This window comes from Cellulophaga sp. BC115SP (genome assembly GCF_009905545.1).
Taxonomy (GTDB): domain Bacteria; phylum Bacteroidota; class Bacteroidia; order Cytophagales; family Spirosomataceae; genus Flectobacillus; species Flectobacillus rivi.
This window is the reverse complement of the sequence record NZ_JAAALB010000025.1, coordinates 14,147-36,332: the sequence shown is the minus strand read 5'-3', so window position 1 is coordinate 36,332 and position 22,186 is coordinate 14,147. Positions and strand designations below refer to the sequence as shown.

12 protein-coding genes are annotated in these 22,186 nt (G+C 37.1%); 6 read left to right on the top strand and 6 right to left on the bottom strand.

Annotated features, from left to right (window positions below; genetic code table 11):
• The first annotated feature begins 89 nt into the window (after positions 1-89).
• From GVN22_RS17345 to typA, 3 genes are all read left to right on the top strand, one after another.
• The gene (locus GVN22_RS17345; protein ID WP_166552279.1) at positions 90-6,851 is read left to right on the top strand and encodes a hypothetical protein; all 6,762 of its coding nucleotides are present in this window, start codon (positions 90-92) and stop codon (positions 6,849-6,851) included.
• 81 nt (positions 6,852-6,932) lie between these two features.
• The gene (locus GVN22_RS17340) at positions 6,933-8,894 is read left to right on the top strand and encodes a hypothetical protein (RefSeq protein WP_166552278.1); all 1,962 of its coding nucleotides are present in this window, start codon (positions 6,933-6,935) and stop codon (positions 8,892-8,894) included.
• A gap of 237 nt (positions 8,895-9,131) precedes the next feature.
• The gene (gene typA / locus GVN22_RS17335; RefSeq protein WP_166552277.1) at positions 9,132-10,946 is read left to right on the top strand and encodes a translational GTPase TypA; all 1,815 of its coding nucleotides are present in this window, start codon (positions 9,132-9,134) and stop codon (positions 10,944-10,946) included.
• A gap of 754 nt (positions 10,947-11,700) precedes the next feature.
• Here the strand turns inward: typA and GVN22_RS17330 are convergent.
• Positions 11,701-13,440, bottom strand: a complete 1,740-nt coding sequence (locus tag GVN22_RS17330) for a hypothetical protein (RefSeq protein WP_166552276.1) — start codon at positions 13,438-13,440, stop codon at positions 11,701-11,703.
• 372 nt (positions 13,441-13,812) lie between these two features.
• Between GVN22_RS17330 and panB the strand changes: the two genes are divergently transcribed.
• Together panB and GVN22_RS17320 are read left to right on the top strand one after the other, a co-directional pair.
• Positions 13,813-14,628 carry a 3-methyl-2-oxobutanoate hydroxymethyltransferase gene (panB, locus tag GVN22_RS17325; RefSeq protein ID WP_166552275.1) on the top strand — a complete coding sequence of 272 codons (816 nt, stop codon included), beginning with the start codon at positions 13,813-13,815 and terminating at the stop codon, positions 14,626-14,628.
• A gap of 38 nt (positions 14,629-14,666) precedes the next feature.
• A complete protein-coding gene (locus GVN22_RS17320) occupies positions 14,667-15,392 on the top strand; it encodes an RluA family pseudouridine synthase (RefSeq protein ID WP_176464323.1) in 726 nt (241 codons plus the stop codon).
• 398 nt (positions 15,393-15,790) lie between these two features.
• Here GVN22_RS17320 and GVN22_RS17315 read toward each other — a convergent pair whose 3' ends face one another.
• From GVN22_RS17315 to GVN22_RS17295, 5 genes are all read right to left on the bottom strand, one after another.
• Positions 15,791-16,450 (bottom strand): phosphatidylserine decarboxylase family protein, encoded by a 660-nt coding sequence (locus tag GVN22_RS17315; RefSeq protein WP_166552274.1) that lies wholly within the window; start codon positions 16,448-16,450, stop codon positions 15,791-15,793.
• Between the two features lie 666 nt (positions 16,451-17,116).
• Positions 17,117-18,199 carry a type III polyketide synthase gene (locus tag GVN22_RS17310; RefSeq protein WP_166552273.1) on the bottom strand — a complete coding sequence of 361 codons (1,083 nt, stop codon included), beginning with the start codon at positions 18,197-18,199 and terminating at the stop codon, positions 17,117-17,119.
• 101 nt (positions 18,200-18,300) lie between these two features.
• Positions 18,301-19,086: an alpha/beta fold hydrolase gene (locus GVN22_RS17305; RefSeq protein WP_166552272.1), complete on the bottom strand. Its 786-nt coding sequence runs from the start codon at positions 19,084-19,086 to the stop codon at positions 18,301-18,303.
• Positions 19,087-19,247: 161 nt separating this feature from the next.
• Positions 19,248-20,681 carry an MFS transporter gene (locus GVN22_RS17300; RefSeq protein ID WP_166552271.1) on the bottom strand — a complete coding sequence of 478 codons (1,434 nt, stop codon included), beginning with the start codon at positions 20,679-20,681 and terminating at the stop codon, positions 19,248-19,250.
• A 215-nt stretch (positions 20,682-20,896) separates the two neighbouring features.
• Positions 20,897-21,325 carry a Dabb family protein gene (locus GVN22_RS17295; protein ID WP_166552270.1) on the bottom strand — a complete coding sequence of 143 codons (429 nt, stop codon included), beginning with the start codon at positions 21,323-21,325 and terminating at the stop codon, positions 20,897-20,899.
• 215 nt (positions 21,326-21,540) lie between these two features.
• Here GVN22_RS17295 and GVN22_RS17290 point away from each other — a divergent pair, with 215 nt between their 5' ends.
• The gene (locus GVN22_RS17290; protein WP_166552269.1) at positions 21,541-22,131 is read left to right on the top strand and encodes an NADPH-dependent FMN reductase; all 591 of its coding nucleotides are present in this window, start codon (positions 21,541-21,543) and stop codon (positions 22,129-22,131) included.
• The last annotated feature ends 55 nt before the right edge of the window (positions 22,132-22,186 follow it).

Here is a 22,186-nt window from a genome sequence, read left to right as displayed (position 1 = left end):
ATTAATCATATTCTGTTTGAAACAACCCAATCAAGGCGGTTTCAGACAGTAGCCCTTTTCAAAAAGTAAGTCCTCAAACTTTTACTATTATGAAAAAGTACTTTTTCTTGATGCTTTTCCTATGGGTAAGTATTCTCAGTCAAGCTCAATCTCCGCTAAAAATTCAGGTAACGATGTTGCCTCCATATCCAACAACATTATCCGATTTACAAACTCGTAGTAATCAAGTTGTGATACTGGTACAAAACCTTTCTCGACAAAGCTACACGTTTGTTTTGGGCGGAGAGTTGACCGATGACAATGGCGTTTCACTAAAAGCAGTGCCTTTTGTAGGGCAAACGACTTTAACCGTAAATGCCCTACAAAGCCTCCGCTTATCTGCCAATGACTTTAGTCGTATTTTTGATATTAATAAAATTCAGGTTTCTGGGATAGATAAAAATACGCTTATCCGTACAGGCGCTATCCCAGAAGGCTCTTACCGTTTGTGTTTGAGGGCTTATGACCCCACCACACTTCGCCCTATATCTGACGAAGAACCGTTGGGATGTTCCAATACTTTTCCGATACAAAGTATTGAACCTCCAATCATTTTGCGTCCGCAGAATGAAACAGAGGTGATGGTAAGCACTCCTCAAAATATCCAATTTGCATGGACAGTACCAGCGCAAGCTCCTGCTGGTACACGCTATATTTTTAGAATTAAAGAGCTACCAAATGGTCAGAATCCAAACAATATTATGCGTTTGGGTACACCTTATATTTTGGAGCAACAAACCAATGTCAATTTTCTTAATTACGGACCATCATTTCCCTCACTCGTAGCAGGTAGAAGCTATGCATTTAGTGTACAAGCCGTAGACCCTACAGGTCGCACATCATTTCGAAACCAAGGATATTCGGAAGTGTATCAGTTTATCTATAAAACCCCAGTCGTTCGCAGCACCGATAATGCCATAGCGATTTTAGTTCCCCAAAAATGTGGTAGCGAAATAAAAGCAGGTGAAAACATTGCCTTTTACCTCCGCTGGAAACCTGAAAAAGCTACTGTTCCTGAGCGATATAACTTATTGATTACCAATAGTCAAAAAAGTGTAATGGTCAACAAAACACTCAATAGTCCTTACTTTCAGGAAGACGACATGGGTCAATTAAGGTTTAATAACGGAGCGACTTACAACTTTAAAATACAACAGATTGATCCAAGCAATAACCAAGTCATTGCAGAACAAAGTTGTGATTTTGTGTTCAAGAAAAAAGATTCCGTTCTGGTTGTTGCACAAAGACATATCAAAGGGAAAATGCAATATGCCTATCCTAACAAAACTAACACTTACCAAGCTTCCAATGCCGATTTGGCACTGTATTTACAAGAAGTAATTCCCAAAGGGAATAATGATTATAGAGTATTAAACGAAAAGCTCATTGCTCAAACTACCACGCTTTCGGATGGTAGCTTCGATTTTGGAGTTAATGGCTTTAATGAAGCTAATGGACCAACAGGAAAAACTTTTTTGGGTCAGCCTGTTTCAACTATATTCAAAATTGTTTCGAATAATCCTTATTATAAGGACTACGCCAATGCTGTCATGTTCAACTCCAAAGATGGCAATATAGATTTGGGACTTATCAAGACCGAAGCCAAAGGGTTTCAGTTAAAGGTACTCTTGCAGGAAGGTTACAAAAACATCAATAAAAAAGAGCTTCTCGAAAATCGAACTATTTATTTATATCGTCTCAAAAAAACCTCTTATTCCAATTCAGGTAGCTGGCAAGTAGGCATAGGAGTCAATGTTCCAAACAATTTTGGTGCTAACATTGGCAATAATACGCCTGGCCTTGGTGGTGGCAATTCTTATGTAGGGATACGCCCTCCTGTAGAGGGAATGATTACACGTTTTACCTCTGCGGGAGCACCATCTCCATTGGTTGATTCGCGTGATGTGGATATGATGGCGAAGAAATCTTCCAACTATGAGTTGATTGGAACTGGAAAAACCAATAGTAGTGGAGAAACTGTTTTTGAAAATCTCCTTTGCAAGTCCGACGAAAATGATGTCTACTATTTATGGACTAACGAAATGGATATTAAGGATGCCCAGCCGTTTTTTGCCAATTATTTCGCCTCTATGAATACTTTGCAGTCTACGACGCTAACGGTTATTTCGCCACTTCCCCCATCGGCAACGCTCACAGGAAAAATTATCAGTAAATATTCTGACCCTAACGAAACAGATATAGCTCCTTTGTCCAACACAACTGTAAAGGCTCAGGTCATGTATGTCATGAAAAATGCCAAAGGAGTCAATTACAATATTTCAGATCAACATTCGATTAGTCCTGATGGCACATTTTCGATGGCTATCCGAAACAATTATAGCTTCAATGGGCAGCCTGAATATGCAGATTCGGATATGATCATTGGTACAGGAAAAACGACCAACGATGGCTCTTTTTCTATGGTCATTAATTTTGATAAAATGCCCAAATGGGGGCTCGTCAAAAAGAACATGACCATAGGTAATCAGTCAGGTGAATTTCCTTCCTATGTCACAGGCGACTTATATCGTTACATCCGTATTGTGGTAGAAAGCCCCTATTATTGTAGCCCAGATGACAATATTGAAATTTATCCCCTTGAATCAAAAAATGTAGGAACATTATTGTCTCTTGTTCAAAGCTTTAGTATTGAGGTGGCAGTCAAGTCTAATAGCGACCCCAATCAAGCATCACCCAATAGTCCCTTGAGTGGCATGGATGTATTTTTATTACGTGCTTGGAAAAGTCGCCCAGCGGGAGTTCCACAAAACGAAGGAATGCACCTCAATACTTATGCAAGCGACAACAATGGAAAAGGCTACGAAATTATTTCAAAAGATATTACCAATGGCTCAGGCAAAGTGGTACTCAAGCGCCTTATTCGCCACTCTGGGATTGCTTCTGATGTGTATTATCTGGCAGTGCAGTCTAACCCCAACGCTGGGACGAACAATACCTATGGGAATTTAGATAAATCAGACAAGTCAGATTTCCCTTCCGACTTTGTAGGTATTCTTATTTCGCAGGACAACGAAAAGACGAACAATGCTTTTGGTTCATATACTTTCAACAGTGAGTACAACCATTTTCAAAACAGTACTACACGTATTATGAATCCAGCAAAGCCAAGATTATCTTATCGAGTTGTCCGAAAAGATAAAGCTACTGACGGCATTGCAGGAGCAAGTGCTTCTATGGTGTTTAAAAAGCTTTTCTCTACCGAAACAATTAGTAATTATTCGGATAAAGATGGTTATGTTATTTTCAATAATCTACCTACAGGCTTACAATCAAAGCTCATTATTAGCCATCCTTCTTACGATTACGAAACGCAAGACCAGTACACAGAATCATTACCTGCGTTGAAAAATGGCGTTCAGTTGGTTCAAAAAGAAATTCCATTTACGCCTAAAGGTCTTGTTGTAGGTACTATCGTCAATGAACAAAACAAAGGTGTTGGTGCCTATGTAAAAATTGACAAAGGCCCTTATGTAGAAAGCAGCCCAAGTAATGGCACTTATTTTACCTATGCTATTCCCAAAAAGATTTCATTAATCAATGTTATTCCAAAGGACGTATCTTATTTCGAAGAAAATTCTTGGGTAACAATTCCTGATGGCGTGAAAGTGCTTGATAAGATTACGGTTTACCAACGCAATCACCGTATTAAATTCAGAGTTATGGGCGAAACTCAGCTAGTATCGCTCAACCCTAACGGCAAAATCATAACCAAAACTATTATTAAGGCTGTCGAAAAAGCTTCTGTAGATATATTAGGGCAAGTTTTTTATGCTGATAAAGATGGCTGGGTAGAAGCACAATTTAAGAATGTGTCTGTCAACTATCTTCAAATGAAAATAAGTGGTCCAGCCAAAACAAGTTATATTCCACAAACCATTGCCTTTACCAATGAAGAAAGTCGAAATTATCAAATCTATGATGATGTAGTCCTCAAAAATGGCTTTACTGTGGCAGGAAAGGTATTACTCAACGGTAAGCCTATCAAAGGAGCAGAGGTATCTATGACCGCAGGAATCAATGGAAGTATTTATGCTACACAGAGCGAATCAGATGGTAGCTTCAAACTTTCGTACCCCGAAGCATCTACTTATACTCGTGTGGTAGCAACTTATAATCCTGATGACGGAAAATCATATATCGGTGATGAAGTATATGTCAATACCCAAAATGCGAATAACATTACCCTCAATGTTAAAGAAAGTGACTTTAATATCACCGACCTTTGGGGATTTCCTATCAAAATAGAACAAGCTCAAAAACAGGCAAATGGAAATTTGTTAGTGAGAGGAACCCTGTACTTATCAAAACCTAATGGCGGTTCAGGAACCATTCAAGGCCCAGGAGGTATTGAAATTAATACCAATATCAACAATTTCAATACGGTATTTAAGCCGTTTGACAACGATATGAAAATTGCCTTCTTTGGGGCTGAATTCAGCAAAGTAGGCAATAAGGTCGTGTGTGTTTCTCAAAAAGTAAGTCTTCAACATAGTTTTTTGAAAATGCGTTATAGCGATACCTATAACACCAAAACAGTTCCTGCCAACAGCGATTACTATTTATCAATTGTCAAAAGTGGAAATCAATCGGGTGTTGTCAATGGATTAACCCAAGTTATCGACAACTCCTTCAAATATCCAAGTAGCCATTTGGAGTTTGACGATAGTGAATTTTATTTTGCCATCAACAGTGACGGAAATATCAATCGGAATATCCCTATCATTTCGTCTTTACCCGACATTCCGAGCAAATTTAATCTTTGTAATAAGCAAGGAAATCCTATCAAGTTCAAGTTTATTGGCTTTGATGCCCAAGCACAAACCGCTACCTCTACGATAAGTGGTAGCAAAATAATTTTAGATGTTAGCTTAGACTGTAAAATACCCAATGCCAATCCATCCGCTTTTAAACTCAATGTTGGAAAAATTGAACTAACAGCCGACCAAGTAAAAGCTTCAACAGGTCAATCTATGACCTTTAAGCTTGCAGGAAAATGGAGTGTAGAGGTAAAAAACTGGTCTATTTCTCCCACAGAAGGAGGAATATTTTCTTCTAATGGTATTATCAAGACAGGCAAAATTGATGTTCCATTTACAACTTTCATGCTAAGGTCAAACCTCCTCGACATAAGTGACTTCAAGGTTGAAAATCTCAATGTGGCAGGAATCGCACAATTACAAACCAACGTATCAGGTGACAAAATTTACTTTGGCTATGATGCCAAAACAGGTAGCGATGCCTCTGGTCACTGGAAACTCAGTATTCCGTCAGGCAATGGTGGTTATGCAGGCAAGATAAAAAAAGAGGATCTTGTTAAATTCAAAGGATTTCCGAACCAAGATATTACTTTAAGTATGATTTCATTGCTCGACAATGGTGAGGATATTCTATCTTTTAGTAATGAAAGTAGCAACTATAAACTTTTCAACTTAGTCAATTTCAAACCTAATACAATCAACACTGGCAGTGATTATTTTTCACTCGTTGGTTCAGGCTCATTGGGTATTCAAAGAGTTGCCAACGACCAAATGTTGGTGGTAAAATTTGTCAAATCGACTCCAGCTATCCAACTGAGTGCTTTTGATCTCGGTTTTGAAGCTAAAGGTTATGTTCGTTTCTCTTCTGTAGCAGGAACAGATAAACAAACTTTTGATAATGGGCGTTTTGTAGCTACTGGCAAAATAGAAGAGCCTGGAAAATTACAGCCCATCAAAGTAGCGTTAATCCACACACCAACCGAAACCAAGATTGTTCCTATTGAAACAGAATTTCCGAATCTACCAAAACAATCGATTCCAATCGGTGGCTCAGGGGCAAGTGATACCAAACTCCGAAATATTGCTCTTACCCTGACTGCAAGTTCTAATCAAGATTGGTCTTTCCTCACTTTTGAAGGAGATCTAGATAATTATAAAGGAACACAAAGCCAACCCAACCGTATGAAGTTTACGGTATTTGGAGAAATCAAGGCTTCAGATCAAAAAATTCAGGCAGACAATTTACCTTCACTACCGGGCTTACAACTTACTTATGATATTGAGAAAAAACGCTTAATTGGTACAATTGACCTAAGTAAGCTCACACAAGGAGTTGAAGGACTTGAGATGAAAGGAGTAGCCCAAGTCTTATTTGACCCTCAAGGTTGGATTATCACGGCGGCGGGTATTGTCAGCAATGTTCCACTCCCTGACCCAACTGTCCTAAAAGCGGGTTTATTGATTGGTAGCTACAGCCAAGCGCTTCCCTCAGAGTCTTCAAGTGTATTATTTACCTATGTACGAGAAAAACAGCTTCCATGTAGTTTTGCGCAAGGCTTTGCAGGGTTTTATGTAACAGGAGAGCGCCCTATGCCACTCGATGGCCTCTCTATGGAAATAGACCTAGTTATTGCCAGTGCCTATTTTAGCGTAGACGCCTTTATGGATGCTTATTTCTATGGCAACTTATTTGGCACCGTTGATTTTGGGGCAGGTATCAGAGCCAAAGTACATGCCGACTATGGACTAAAAGCTATCACTTGTACAAGCCTAACAGGATCGGTTGATGCTGAAGCTGCCATTAAAATTCAGGTACAAAAGCAAGGAGGTAATTTCTCTGCCAATCTAAATGCCAAACTAGGCAACTCCAACAAGATATGCCTCAAACAACAAATACCACTACTATTCGATTGTGGTTCGACCATCTTTGATGATTGTCTTGAAAAAGGATTCTGTGTAAGTTTCTCAGGGGGAACTAGCGGAGTAAAGGCAGATTTAAGTCTGAGCCCTTGTAAAACTGAACCATGTAAATAGTCAAACATTTCAATTGCATTCGTTATGAAAGTCTCTTTCAACACATATATATCATCGCTTGTGCTATTGTTAATAATCAGCATGAGTACTCCCATTTTTGCACAAAATTTGCAAACTTATGTTGGGAAAAATGGGATTTTTATTCTTTTCGGAAAAAATATTCCAGCCAACTTTACTTACCAACTTGAACGAAAAATGGCTTCTTCCACAGAGTGGGAACCTGTAAATAGTGTTACTGTTGGTCGCTCGGCTCAAAGCTTACTTTTACGTTTACGTCAAGCTCATCGTAAAAACTCTTTTTATGAAGTTCCTAGCGATACTATATTCAAAAGATTCACTAACCTCATGAGTCGTGCCATTATCTCTGACTCTCTTTATGAGTTTAATGCTTCGCCTTTGATGCTTGAAACCGCAGGTTTGGGTTATTTTGATACTGAGATACAAACCAACCAAACTTATCAGTATCGCCTTACCAGTAATTCTCCTAAAGTATCTGAGCAAGCCTCTGCCCCTATTCGTTTTGTGGTGCAAAAACCTAAATATGAATTAGTATTCAACAAAAGTGTACCCGAAGAAGACCTTGTAGGATTAGAATGGCGTGTTTCAAAACGTAGTAATTTACCTTTTAGCTGGAAGGTATATCGTCAGTATTACCTCCAAACTTCTATGCAAGAAATCCCTGTGATCAAGTTTTTTACAGCTTCAAAAGACAGCGTAATACTTCGAACAATCGATAGGCAAACTTCTGCAAAACGACTTTATCGTTATGTAATTGTTCCTTATGACGCCTTTGGGAATGAGGGTACTCCTAGTGATACTATTTTAGTAAAAAATGTAAAACCTTATAGTGATATTCCCATTCTTGAGCACTTTACAGCTGATAGTGATAATCAGCGTAGAGGTATTTTGTTAAAATGGAGTTTTGATAAAGCCACTGCCTTAAAAGACCTCCAGCTCTACCGAAGCAAAAGCTTCGAAGGTCCATATCAGTCAATTGCCACCTTACAACCAACCGACACAACGTACTTGGACAGCAAAGTTGAGCCAATTGAAACCTATTTTTATTACCTCAAAATGAATTCTCTTTATAACCAAGGATACCCTTCGGTAAAAGTTGCGGGTATGTTACAAGGAATTGAACAGGCGGTATTATCTCCTAAAAACCTAGCAATTAAGCAACAAGGCACTATAGTGACACTTTCTTGGACTCGTTCAGAACGTAATACTCGTGGCTACTATGTATACCGAGGCGAAGGGTACAAAGGCAAGCAGGTTCAAGTATCTGACCTTGTTTATAGTAAAGATTCTTTAGTGTCCTATACCGATAATATTCAAAATCTTGATTCCACACAGGTTTATTCGTACTCTGTAGTGTCTTTTAATACTAGCTACAATACAAGCCCAAATTCTAGCTCAGTTTATACAGTACCTTCGGCAGCATTGTCATTACCAACTCCTATTGGGCTAGCAGCTTACCGACAAGCAAACAATAAGGTGTTACTCATTTGGAAGGATATGACTGTTATTAGCCCTTATGTAGTTGGATATGAATTATATCGACGAGAAGTAAATCCAACAAGTAACAAAGCGCTAGATGATTACAAAATCATCTTTCAAAATTCAGTGGCTGACATCCAAAACTCCTTTGTTGATTCGCTTGGCGTAGCTGGCAAAAGTTATGAATATGCAGTAAAATCTATTGGTCACCACAACTTCCAAAGCGCCATGAGTGCATCCACTACGATTTCACTCAATAAGGTATTACCACCTCCCCCAGCGGGCCTAAAAGTAATCACTGATAATCAATCTATTATTGTAGAATGGGACAATCCAGCGATCAAAAATCTCAAGAATTATAAGGTCTACCGATTCGATTCTCAAAGCAGAACACCCCTTTTAGTCCAAACTTTACCTGTAGGTATAAACACTTATAAAGATTCGGGATTACCTAAGGGAAAAGACTACTTCTATAAAGTTTCGGTCGTTGATTCACAAAACCAAGAAAGCATTCTTAGCGACGAAGTTGGAATAAGTTGGCAGTAGCGAATAGGGGCTTATCGTAAATATGAAGAAAAAATAACTATAAACAATTGAATAATAATACATTAAAAATCATTTAGATAAAAAAAATACCATTTTTATTTGAAGGTCAATAGCACTTTTCTAAGAAAAACTCCGTACCTTTGCACCCTCATTCAAGAGCTACGTTAATAGTTATTCGTGTTACAAAAGCAAAATGGCGATTAACGATTAGTAAATAACAGATAACATTCATCGAAGATGCAAAGCATTCGTAACATTGCAATTATAGCGCACGTTGACCACGGTAAAACGACCCTTGTTGACAAAATCATCCACGCATCGAAATTATTTCGTGATAACCAAGAATTCGGAGATTTGATTCTTGATAACAATGACTTGGAACGTGAACGTGGTATCACAATTGTATCTAAAAACGTATCAGTTCGCTACAAAGGCGTAAAAATTAATATCATTGATACTCCTGGTCACTCCGACTTTGGAGGAGAAGTGGAACGTGTATTGAAATTGGCTGATGGTGTTTGCCTTTTGGTGGATGCTTTCGAAGGTCCAATGCCTCAAACTCGTTTCGTATTAGGAAAAGCAATTGACTTAGGTCTTAAGCCAATCGTAATTATCAACAAAGTTGATAAAGAAAACTGTCGCCCTGACGAAGTACACGAGCAAGTATTTGACTTAATGTTCAACTTAGGTGCAACAGAAGATCAATTAGACTTCCAAACACTTTACGGTTCATCTAAACAAGGATGGATGAGTACTGACTGGAAACGCAAAACTGAAGATATTACTGAATTATTAGATGTAATCATCGATAATATCCCTGCTGCTCCAATCAATGAAGGTCCTGCTCAAATGCAAATCACTTCATTAGACTACTCTTCATTTGTTGGTCGTATTGCTATTGGTCGTGTTCACCGTGGTACTTTCAAAGAAGGACAACAAGTTGCTTTGATGAAGTCTGACGGTACTGTGAAGAAAATGAAAATCAAAGAACTTCAAACATTTGAAGGTCTTGGTAGAGCAAAAACTGATGAAGTTTCTTCTGGCGAAATTTGTGCAATGATGGGTATTGATGACTTCGAAATTGGTGATACTATTTCGGATGTTGAAGTTCAAGAGGCATTGCCACGTATCTCGATTGATGAGCCAACAATGAACATGTTGTTTACCATCAACAACTCTCCATTCTTTGGTAAAGAAGGTAAATTTGTAACATCTCGTCACTTGCGTGATCGTTTGTTCAAAGAAACTGAGAAGAACTTAGCTCTACGTGTTGTTACAACTGATTCAGAAGATAAATTCTTGGTATTTGGTCGTGGTATCCTTCACTTGTCTGTATTAATCGAAACGATGCGTCGTGAAGGTTATGAATTACAAGTAGGACAACCTCAAGTAATTTTCAAAGAAGGCGAAAATGGTGAGCGTTTAGAACCAATCGAAACATTGGTAGTAGACGTTCCAGATGAGTCTGCAGGTAAAGTAATCGAATTAGCTACACAAGGTAAAGGTGAGTTATTGATTATGGAACCAAAAGGTGACTTACAACACTTAGAATTCAACATTCCTTCACGTGGTTTGATTGGTATGCGTTCTAAAGTATTGACTGCTACTTTTGGTGAGGCTATCATGGCACACCGTTTCAAAGCGTATGAGCCTTACAAAGGTCCAATCCCTGGTCGTATCAACGGTTCATTGATTTCGATGAACTCAGGTTCGGTTACCGCTTATGCAGTAGATAAATTACAAGACAGAGGGGTATTCTTTATCGATCCAGGTGAGGAGGTTTATGCAGGTATGGTAGTTGGAGAGCATAACCGTCAAAATGACATTGAAGTAAACCTTCAAAATGCGAAACAATTAACGAACATGCGTGCTTCAGGTACGGATACTAACGTTAAAATTGCTCCGAAAATCCAGTTCTCATTAGAAGAGTCAATGGAATATATCCAGAAAGATGAGTACTTAGAAGTAACTCCTCAATCGATTCGTATGCGTAAAATCTATTTAGATCCAAGTGTACGTAAACGTATGGAACAAAAAATGGAAATGGCTTAGTCATAAAAAACAAAACCCCTCTGATTCAAGTCGGAGGGGTTGTCCTTTTACCACTAATTGCTTTATAATTTCTATATACATAGACAGTAGTTTCTACAAAAGGGTTGTATGCCCAGTCAGATTTTTTTAATATTTTTTCAAAAAAATCTATTTCTTCTTGATAATCAAGGCAATAAAAAAACTCCCAGAAAAATTCCGAGAGCTTTCTAAATTCTCCATAAGCTTTGATAATTCCTTTATTACTTTCTTGAGTCTTTCTAAATCAATCATTAGGCTGCTTGCATTCTAATAATTATAATGTCTTTTTCGCTCTTTGTCATTCCACTTCATCTGTATTAGGAATCCAATATATTTGGATTAATCTTTAGTTTAATCTATATTCCATTTCCTTATAATTCAAGACTCTCACGTAAGCTCAATTCTCAAATAACATTTGAGGGTATTTCATAAACCTAAAATGGCAATAGTATTTCCTACTAGGAATTAGAAGCGTACAAAGGAATACAATTGCCCATCCATTTCGGGTATCGGATGTTGGGTTTCGGAATTGTAATCTACTATTTTTTGTAAAAAGAGGTATTTCCAATATTTCCGAAATCAGAAATCCCAAATCTGCAATACCTTCGTTACATTCCCTATTCCCTATTCCCTATTCCCTATTAAAGATATTATTAACCGTAAAAAGGTTGTAACGCATAAAAAATAAAAAGCCCCTGATTTTTCAATCAGAGGCTTTAATAATAATCCTTAGAAACTATTTTCTTTTTGGAGAATCAGGAATAATTCTGATATCATTTGGTTTCTTAGGATCAATATAGAATTTATATTTCGCTACTTGTCCAGTTGGCTTACAATCACCCGCACTCAAACGTTGAACTTCGTATTCATAAACCGCTGGCGATTTAGGAAGTGGAAGGTCTTCTGGCCATTTGATATTTGGATTGGTAGCTACGTTTTCGTAGTTAACCACTGTACTGTATTTTTTCACACCTGTAGCTGTTCCAGCACTAGCTTTTTTACGTCTTGGAATAAGTTTTTTAGCAGGAGCAGCTGTTACTGTAGCTGGAGCCGCAGCTTTAGCAATCTTGCGAGGCTTACGCACTGGCTTACCTGTTCCGAAGTATTTAGTAGCAGTTGAACCACCGAAGATTTTAAAGATATATTGATCTTCTGTTTTTGCAACTGGAGCTATTGGAGCAGGTTTTGCTTTGTAACCAAAACTAGCTGCATTAGCTTCAGACAAACACTTACCTTGTACGCTTGATTGAATTGTATAGTAATAGAAGCTACACTCATCACCGTTTACAAGCGAAACATTATTAGGTAAATTTAACGTTGTAGACTTAGTAGTTTGCTGGTACACTGGAATACCTGAACCATCAGCTTTATACAACTTGAAAATATACTCTTCGTTTTCTGGAGTACCAGAAGTACTTTTCCAACGGAAAGTAGGTTTTTCAGTCGAACCATAGTCATACATTCTTCCACTTTCAGATTCAAGTGTTGGAACGGCACAAACTACTGGAGCTGGAGGAGGAGGCAACAATTCATAAACTGTTTGAGCACTGCAAGCGCCAAATGTGTGCGCTAATGCCAAACCAAAGTTACAACCACCATGAGTTCTAACATCTTCTTTTGTCAACAATATATTACCAGGAGCAGCATCTTGACCTATTGTCGTAAATGGAGTTTTTGTCACAAATCCAACTGCATTTAATCCTAGCGACCAATTTTTTGACAAATTATACAATAAATCAACACTTAAAACTCCGCCCAACTGATTTTTTGATGCTGATGGAGTTAAACGAAATATTATCTGATCTACTCCTAAATTTGCAGGCATTGTAGCACCAAAACGAGGAGCAGAAGTATTCATTAAACCTCCTTTTGCATCGATATCTAGTGAGAATTTTGTTCCTAATGGCAAAGATACAGCTGGTCCAATCATTAAAAGGAAGTCTTCATAGCTACCTATTTTATCATAGTTTAAGGCGCTTGTAGGAATACCTCTTGTTGCAGCATTACGAGCAATCAAACCTTGCGGACCTTTGTAGTCATCACTAACACCAAAATTCTGATAACCACCAAGGATACCAAAACCAACCTTTCCCCAGAAATGATTAACTGTTAAATAGTTATATGCACCTGGCTTAAGGAACATGGTAATATCTTCACCCTCTTTACAGAACGGAGTTGCAATACCTATACGATCAGTAATTTTCCAATATTGCTTTTGTTTAGTAGAAAGAACTACATTACTATTTTTATAAAAAGCAGTATCAAGATGATAACCATCTGCTACTGATTTTACAATTTTACCATTAGAGTAGGTAGTAGTAGTAATTCCACTTTCTGTCACTGAACTAACAATCGACGGCTTGCTTTCGGTCTGTGCAGTTGCTACTTGACTAGCTAAAAGGCATGAAATAACCCCCATAGACAGTCGCTTAGAAACATTGACAGCGAAACTGGATGTTGAAAAACTTTGTTTCATAACTGCTTGTTTTATAATTATTAATATAGGATTTACTGATAATGCTTTAGTTTAGACAAAAATATAGCCAAAAAGTCACTAACAGAAACAATATAAAGTAAAAAAGTCATATTGCCAAATTGCTAAACATTGGATTATCAAACCCTCTGCTAGAGTTTTTTGACAAGAATCCTGTAAATTTGCACAATTGAAATTTTACAAGCAAAGATACGTCTCATTATTTAATATTGAATACCGCTCAATAAACGGTTTTTAAGAAGAATTTCTTATTCGTATAATTAATCATTTGTTTTACAATGATTAATTTTTTGTTATTTCATCAATTCTTGGTCTCAATTTTGAAATAAGTACCATTCGTTAGATAGAACTACCATGTCTGTACATAGTGAAATTAAGAGAATCACCACCCACATTTTGCAAGAAATGAAAAATCGTGGTGAAAAAATTAGTTGTTTGACTGCCTACGATTACTCGATGGCTCGTATTGTCGATGCTGCAGGTGTTGACCTTATTTTGGTTGGAGATTCAGCCTCCAATGTAATGGCAGGACACGAAACAACGCTCCCTATTACCCTCGACCAAATGATTTACCATGCCTCATCGGTTGTCAAAGGTGTTAAAAGAGCACTTGTAGTTGTTGACATTCCCTTTGGCTCTTACCAAGGAAATTCTTCGGAAGCACTTCGTTCGGCTATTCGAATAATGAAGGAATCGGGAGCGCATGCTGTTAAAATGGAGGGTGGTGCAGAAATCAAAGAATCGATTATTCGTGTGCTAAGTGCGGGTATTCCAGTAATGGGGCACTTGGGATTAACCCCACAATCTATTTACAAATTTGGTACTTACTCTGTACGTGCCAAAGAAGATGATGAAGCCACTAAACTCATCGAAGACGCTAAGATGCTTGAGCAATGTGGAGCATTTAGTGTTGTTCTTGAAAAAATTCCTGCGGCACTTACTAAAAAAGTGTCTGAACAACTCACTATTCCAACTGTAGGTATTGGAGCAGGTCCTGATGCCGATGGTCAAATTCTGGTGGTACACGATATGCTCGGTATCAATAAGGAATTTAAACCGCGCTTTTTGAGAAGATATGCCGACTTAGATACTATTATGCACGAAGCCATAGGGCAATACGTAGCAGATGTCAAAGCCGTCGACTTCCCTAATGCCAAAGAAAGTTATTAATCTTCAGGAGCTAACGCTCCTATTAATCAATTATTATTATGAAAGATTTCCATGTAGTTTACGAGGATAATCATATCATCATTGTAAGCAAAAGAGCTGGGATTCTCGTACAAGGAGACTCTACTGGCGACCGTACACTTACAGATGCTGTAAAAGAATATATCAAAAAGAAATATGATAAACCTGGTGATGTTTTCTTACATCCAGTTCATAGACTAGACCGTCCTGTAAGTGGATTGGTTATTTTTGCACGTACCTCAAAAGGTTTGGAGCGTATGATGGAAGTTTTCCGTAAACGTGAAATTCAAAAGACCTATTGGGCTGTAGTAAGAAAAAAACCAGCCAATGAGAAAGGTAAACTTACTCACTGGCTGGTTAAAGATGAAAAGCGTAATGTGGTAACAGCTCACGATACCGAAGTCAATGGTTCTCAAAAAGCTGAACTATATTATAAAGTTTTAGGTACGATTAATAAACATTATTTACTTGAAGTTGAGCCAATCTCAGGACGTCCACATCAAATTCGAGTACAACTAGCAAGCATGGGGTGCCCAATCAGAGGTGACCTTAAATATGGTTACGATAGACCAAACGCTGATGGCAGTATTAACTTACATGCACGTCGTCTCTATTTTACCCATCCTATCAAAAAAGAGCCTATTATTTGTAAGGCTGCTGTACCTCCGATTCCATTCTGGGAAGAGTTCTTAGAATTAGACCCTGAGGATATTAAGCAAAAAAATCTGGGTTTTCTTCATGAATAATCGGTGACGACACATCGGACCAAATTTGTAGTATCAGACTTGACACTGCTTGTTTGACTCCTTGCAAAATTCCGGATGCGATACTCAATGGAAGTATTAATGGTAAAAACACAAGCCATTGTAGAAGCATAAATTGATTTACCTTTTTCATAACTTTTAGATTTTAATGGTTGTAAACGATTTTATTGTACTTTAAGTGGTTAATTTTTGATTTAAGTGATATAAAGGTAATTTCTTTTAGCAAAGCATACAAATTAATTTTGTTAAAATTTTACAATTTTTTATTATTAAATTCACAAACTATATAACGTAGAAATCCAATAAAATGTTTATAACACAATAAAAAAAGCCTTTGCAAATCTATTGCAAAGGCTTTTTTATATATAAAATTCTGATTATTAAGCTAATTCAGCAATTACTGTTTCTCCGCCTACTGGACGGTCATCAAGGTTAACTAATACTTTTGCATCTAATGGCAAAAAGATATCAACACGAGAGCCAAATTTGATAAAGCCAAATTCAGAACCTTGTTCTACTTGCTTTCCTTCCTCTACATACCAACAAATACGTCTTGCTAAAGCACCTGCAATCTGGCGGAACATTACCTCTGTACCACTTTCATGACGAACAACAATAGTGGTACGTTCATTTTCAGTACTTGCTTTTGGATGCCAAGCTACCAAATACTTTCCAGGATGATATTTAAAGAAAGAAACAATCCCTGAAAGTGGGTTAAAATTGATATGCACATTCACTGGAGACATGAAAATCGAAATCTGGCGACGACGACCTTTGAAGTATTCAGGTTCTTCTACTTCTTCAATTACCACAACCTTCCCATCTGCCGGTGCGATGATATGCTTTGGATTCTTTACAGTTACTCTTTTAGGAACTCTAAAAAACTGTAAGATAATGATTGAAAATAAGACGCTAAAAACTACCGCAATCTTACGAATTAGATCATTGTCTGGAAAGAAATAATAAACAGCTGAATTCAGTACAGCCAAAAAAACAACTGTTACCAAAATGGTACCTGTACCTTCTTTGTGAATTGTCATACTTTGCTTTAGGGAAATATGGTTTCTGCAAAGGTAAGAATTTTTTTGATTGGTAAAGACCTGTCGTATTAGGAATCCGTGATATTTGTTGTGAGGAGAATTGAGAGGAACCTACTAAATAATATGCATAACTTGTTATTGACAAAGTCTAAGAAGTCTTAAAAGACAAACTGTTTTACTTTTAAACTTTTGACTAAGTTATAACTTGAATAACAAGTTATGCACATTAGACTGATTTAATTACTTAGGACGAATTGGTAAAGGCTCTTTAATCGTAAGATGCATGAAATAATGACATCAACTTAGATATGGACAGTAAACTACTTAACTAGCCCATGAAATAAACATATTAGCGATAAGCTAAATGTTGAAAGTTTCAAGAAAATCAGCTTGGGAAAAACAACCCCTGCCTGTGTTTAATAATCAAACTACTTATAGCACATCAATAACTCACATCAGAGTTGCATAGATGATTCATAGTAGGATATTCAATATATTTCGACGGCGGTTGTCTTAAGAAGAGGGGCGGTAATTGAAAAAGACAAATATTATAATTGAGCTCCTAAATAGACTCATAGAAATCTATGAATCTATAGCAAAACTAATCTTTTTTGGTTACTAGATGAAGTTAAGATGTGAATGTTTTATAATCGATGAAAAACATATCTAAACGCCCATTTTTGCTATTAAAGACTCTACTGTCAATCCTGGACCAAAAGCACAACTTAAAATTCTACAGCCTTTATTTTCTTCATTTACCTGCCCTAAAATCTTATTTAACACAAAGAGGATTGTGGTGGAAGACATATTACCATAATCCCGTAAGACCTCATAAGCATATTGATTATCCAATGAACTTATCCCTAACGCTAGCTCTACGGACTCCAAGATTGCTCTTCCCCCCGGATGAATGGCATAATATTGTATTTCATCCCGGCGGGTGCCGTTCGCTTTCAGAAGGTTCTCTACTAACTGATTGATACCATTTTTTATTAATTGAGGAACATAAGAAGTTAAGGTCATTTCAAAGCCAAAATCAGCAATGTGCCACGCCATATCTGACTGTCCTTCAATGAATAAGTCACAATAAAAAGATTCTAGTTTCAAAACCTTTTCATGAGGAGCCTTAGGTTCAATAATCACGGCTGCTGCTCCATCAGAGAATAGTGCATTGGAAAGTAAAAAATCTACATCTTTTTTCTTCTGAAAATGAAGCGTACACAGCTCGACACTAACTAGTAAAACTTTGGCATCAGGATTGGCTAGACATATATCATTAGCGACTTTCAAGCCATTAAAAGCACCATAGCAACCCATGAAATTAATGGCAGTTCTTTTCGTATAGGTTGGTAACCTCAAGGCTTGTACTAACTCAATATCTAACCCAGGAGCATACATACCTGTACAACTTACTGTGATTAGATGAGTAATCCCCTCAAGAGATAAGCCTTTCGTAGCCTCCACACAAAGTGGTAGAGCGGTTTGCTTATAGACCTGCATGCGATGTGCGACCGAAGGGAATGGTTCTAAATTTTGAGCATGAGGATAAAATTGATAAGATTCAACAGGAAGACCATAATCTGGTAAAACAGAGTGACGATATTGGATTTTGGTACTTCTATAAAGCGCTATGAGCTTACGCTTTTCTATTTCGTCCAACTCTAATGACCGTGCCATGAAATCAGCGATTTCGAGTTGTGCAAAACGATTAGAAGGAACTGCTGTTCCGATGGCAGTAATATAGCTCATAGATTTTCGGTATAATGTGTGAATTACCTTTGTAGATTAAAGTAGACTTATTGGGTATAGTTACTTAATCATTCTATATACGATTATATCAACACAATTGTTCAGTTTTTTGAAGAAAAACCTTCTTTCTTTAAATAGGCTACAACCTTGTCAACCAATTTGGTATGGCCTGTATCAAGCACAATAGTTTGTTGTTTCTGTAGATATTTACTTAAGGGTAAAATTTGTTTAGGAGGAAGTATTTGATCATACTTTCCTACAAAAAAGCTAAACTTGGTCTGAAACCTTTGTGCAAGTTGTGTCAACTTAGGGATGTCAAATTGTAGCTCTTTAAATCCTACCCAAGCATGGTAAATTTGCTTTTGTTTGAGTGGCGTACCTAACATAAAATCGGCCATACGAACCGTACTTTTAGATACTATTCCCAATTTTTGAAGAGAATTACCCATTTTCAAAAAAGTTGGCTGATGTGCAATGACTCGTCTAAAGCCCCATCTCCCCAATTTACTTCCTGTAGCCAGTCGATACAAAGGGTTTACTTTTATACCATCTGGTGCTAAAAGCAGTACTTGATTTATTTTTTCAGCAAATGCTTCAAAAGTAGCTAGCACAAAACGCCCCCCTATGCTAAAACCTATTACATCAAATTCTTGAATATTTTCATTTTCAAAAAATTGAACTAGACTATCTTTCCACAGCTGCTTTGTCACCATAAACGGTGTTTGATGGATATTGCTTCCATGAAAAGGCAGGTCGAAAAGATAGGTTGTATATCTATCTGCAAAAGTTTGAGCAAAGGTCATGAAACACGAAAAATCCTGCCCGATTCCGTGGAATGCGAGCAGGATTTTAGGGCCATTTCCTATTTTATGATAATTCAACATCATGAGGAATATTTGGCGATGAGTTAATAAATATAATTCTATGTAACACTTCTGTTTAAAACCAAGTTATCTCGCAAAATTATATTTAATCAATTTTAAATGTAAGATATTGATAATTAAAATTTTACATTCACAATTCACAACTCATAATTCTACATTAATACCTAGTGTCCTTTACCTGTGTTTTTGACTACTTCTTTATCAAAGTCGATATTCTGTTTGCGCAATACGGCTTGAACGCGAATACCAAAGAAGAATAAGTAACCAAAACAAGCTACCGCCAACAAATATGATAACTGGATACCAATGCTATCTGCTAGAATACCTTGAACAACAGGAATAACGGCACCACCCAAAATCATCATAATCAAGAAGGCTGCACCTTGGTTAGTGTATTTACCCAAACCAGCAGTACCCAATGAGAAAATCGAAGGCCACAATACTGAACAGAATAAACCTCCGCTAATCAATAAGAACAAAGCAATTTTTCCTGTAAAAATTACACCTAATAACGATGTTAATGCGCCACAAGCTGTGTAAATCAACAACGTTTTTACTGGTTTTTCTTGACTAGCAAAGAATGCTGCAATCATCATAACAACACAAAAACCATAAGGTAATAAGTCTTGAACAGCACTACCACCTAAGGCATTTACTCCTAACACAATGGCAAATGCGACGAACGGAACGATTACTTTTAGAATCGTTTGAGTGCTTTGGCTAAAATTAAAGTTTCCGATTGAAGCAGTCCAGCGACCTACCATCATACTTCCCCAGAAAAGAGATACGTATTTAGCAATTTGCGAAGACTCTAAGTTTTCGGTTACTTTCAAATATTCACCCAAGTTACTACCAATAGTCACCTCAACGCCTACGTATACGAAGATAGCCGACATACCCAACAACAATTGCGGATATTTCAAGGCACCTGTCCCAATTTCTACGTCTTCGTCATTAGTGATACGTGGAAGTTTTGATAGTTTGAAAAATACTGCGAATAAGGCAAATACAACTCCTAATATCAAGTAAGGAGCTTTTACCGAATCAATCGAAGCATTTTTGGCAGCGTCAGCCGAAATCGAACCAAAGATAGCATAGCTAATCAAAGCTGGTCCAATGGTACCACCAAGGTTATTTACAGCTCCTCCCAAGTTGATACGTTGTGCACCTGTGGCAGGGTCACCCAAAGCAATCATAAATGGCTGGGTAGCGGTTTGCTGTAATGAAAAGCCTAAGCCTACAATAAATAGTGCTGAAAGTAGAATTGGAAATGATTTTAGTTCGGCAGCTGGATAAAACAAAATTGTACCTACAGCCGAAATAATCAAGCCATAAATGATACCATTTTTGTATCCAATTCTGTTGAGCACATCACCTTTAATGATGCCAGAAACCACAAAATAGAGGATAGAACCTACGAAATAAGCAGCGTAAAAGGCAAAGTCTACTAATTGAGCTTGCCATTGTTGCAATTCGAATTTGTCTTTGAATAGTGGGATAAGAATACCGTTTGAAGCAGCTACAAAACTCCAAAAGAACCACACTGTTACCAGCGTGTAGAGCGCAGACTGATTACTTTGCGTTGAGGAATTAGACATAGTTTAGTACTTTTTAAAAAAGAGAATAGACAACTTTAGCTTAAAACTACTACTTTTTCTGGCAAAAATTATCTTTACTTTTTAAAATAACTTAAAAACTAAACCTCTGCTTTCATAATCAGCATTAAAATGCCGATTGTGTAGATTTATCACAATCGGCAAGTCTAAATATTTCTATTTTTAGCATAACCACACCTTGTGGCTATTTCCTCAAACTAGAGTGCTATTGAGTCATACACCACTACTTTTGACCACAAGTGTTTATGATCTTCAATAAATTTTTTGTGAAGCGGGTGCACTAAATATTTCTCTTCATCCTCTTTTGAAGCAAATAATAATAGTACTGAGAATGTATAAGAAGCATCTGTAACAGGTTTATCAAAATCATTGATTGATGCCTTTCCGATATGTGCTTGTTTGATTTGCTCAATCTTACCGAGTCCTTTCAAACCTGCAAGCAATTGGTCGTAAGCCTTTTTATCTTTGCTATCTTTCAACCAAAAAAATACGTGATGTGAAAAAATAGGAAGTGCTTTTGGTACAGCTGCTTCAGAATTGCTTTGTGTCATAACGGTTAGGGCTGTGCCAGCTGTGGCTACTTGGAGAGATTTTTCAATAAAATTTCTTCGAGATGTATTTTTCATTTTTGAATAGATTTTTGTGTTTGATTACAAGATAGCAAATCATTTGTAAGAATCTATGTCTTTATATCAGGCTTTGTAGTAGACATATATTTTTCATAAAAAACTACTTTTGTAAACTTATCCCTAGTGAGTTGAGTTACTTACTTAATAGTCAAATATCTAACAATCAACTTTAATTTAACCTACAACCACGGTTATTGATAACTCATACAACCATGAATATTACGATTTTATCGACCTCACCCAGAAAAAACAGTAGTTCTCTTCGTTTTTCAAAATACTTAAAATCGCTTAGCCAAGAAGCAGGCTTTGACCAAATCGAAATTGTTGACTTCGAAAATTACGATGTACCATTTTTTGGTCAGGGTTTTATCAAAAAAGATAGCTTGAGTGCTTTTCAAGAAAAACTAATTGGCGCTTGGGCTAAAGCAGATTTAGTTTTTATAGTAATGCCCGAATACAACTGGTTTCCAGATGCAGAATTAATTAACTTATTGAATCAGTTGGGAGGAAAAGATTTTGCACATCTTTTTGGAGAAAAAACCTTTGCCTTAGCTGGCGTATCAAGTGGTCGTGGCGGTAAGCTACCAGCCATTGAAATGACGGTTATGTTGGGTAAACTCATCAATTTCTTGAATCAATACTCTGTGATTTCATCTCGTATTTATGAATCGCACGAAACACATATCAATCTCAACGAAAATGGCGAATTAGCCAATGACAATACGGTTTACGAAAATTCAGTAAAAGCTTTTGTAGATTATTCTATCCAAATAGCTCAGCGCTGGAATAGAGGAAAAGCATAATGTCGCGATTGAGTGATTTGATAGTTGAGTGATTATTTTAAAATTTGTACTTAAA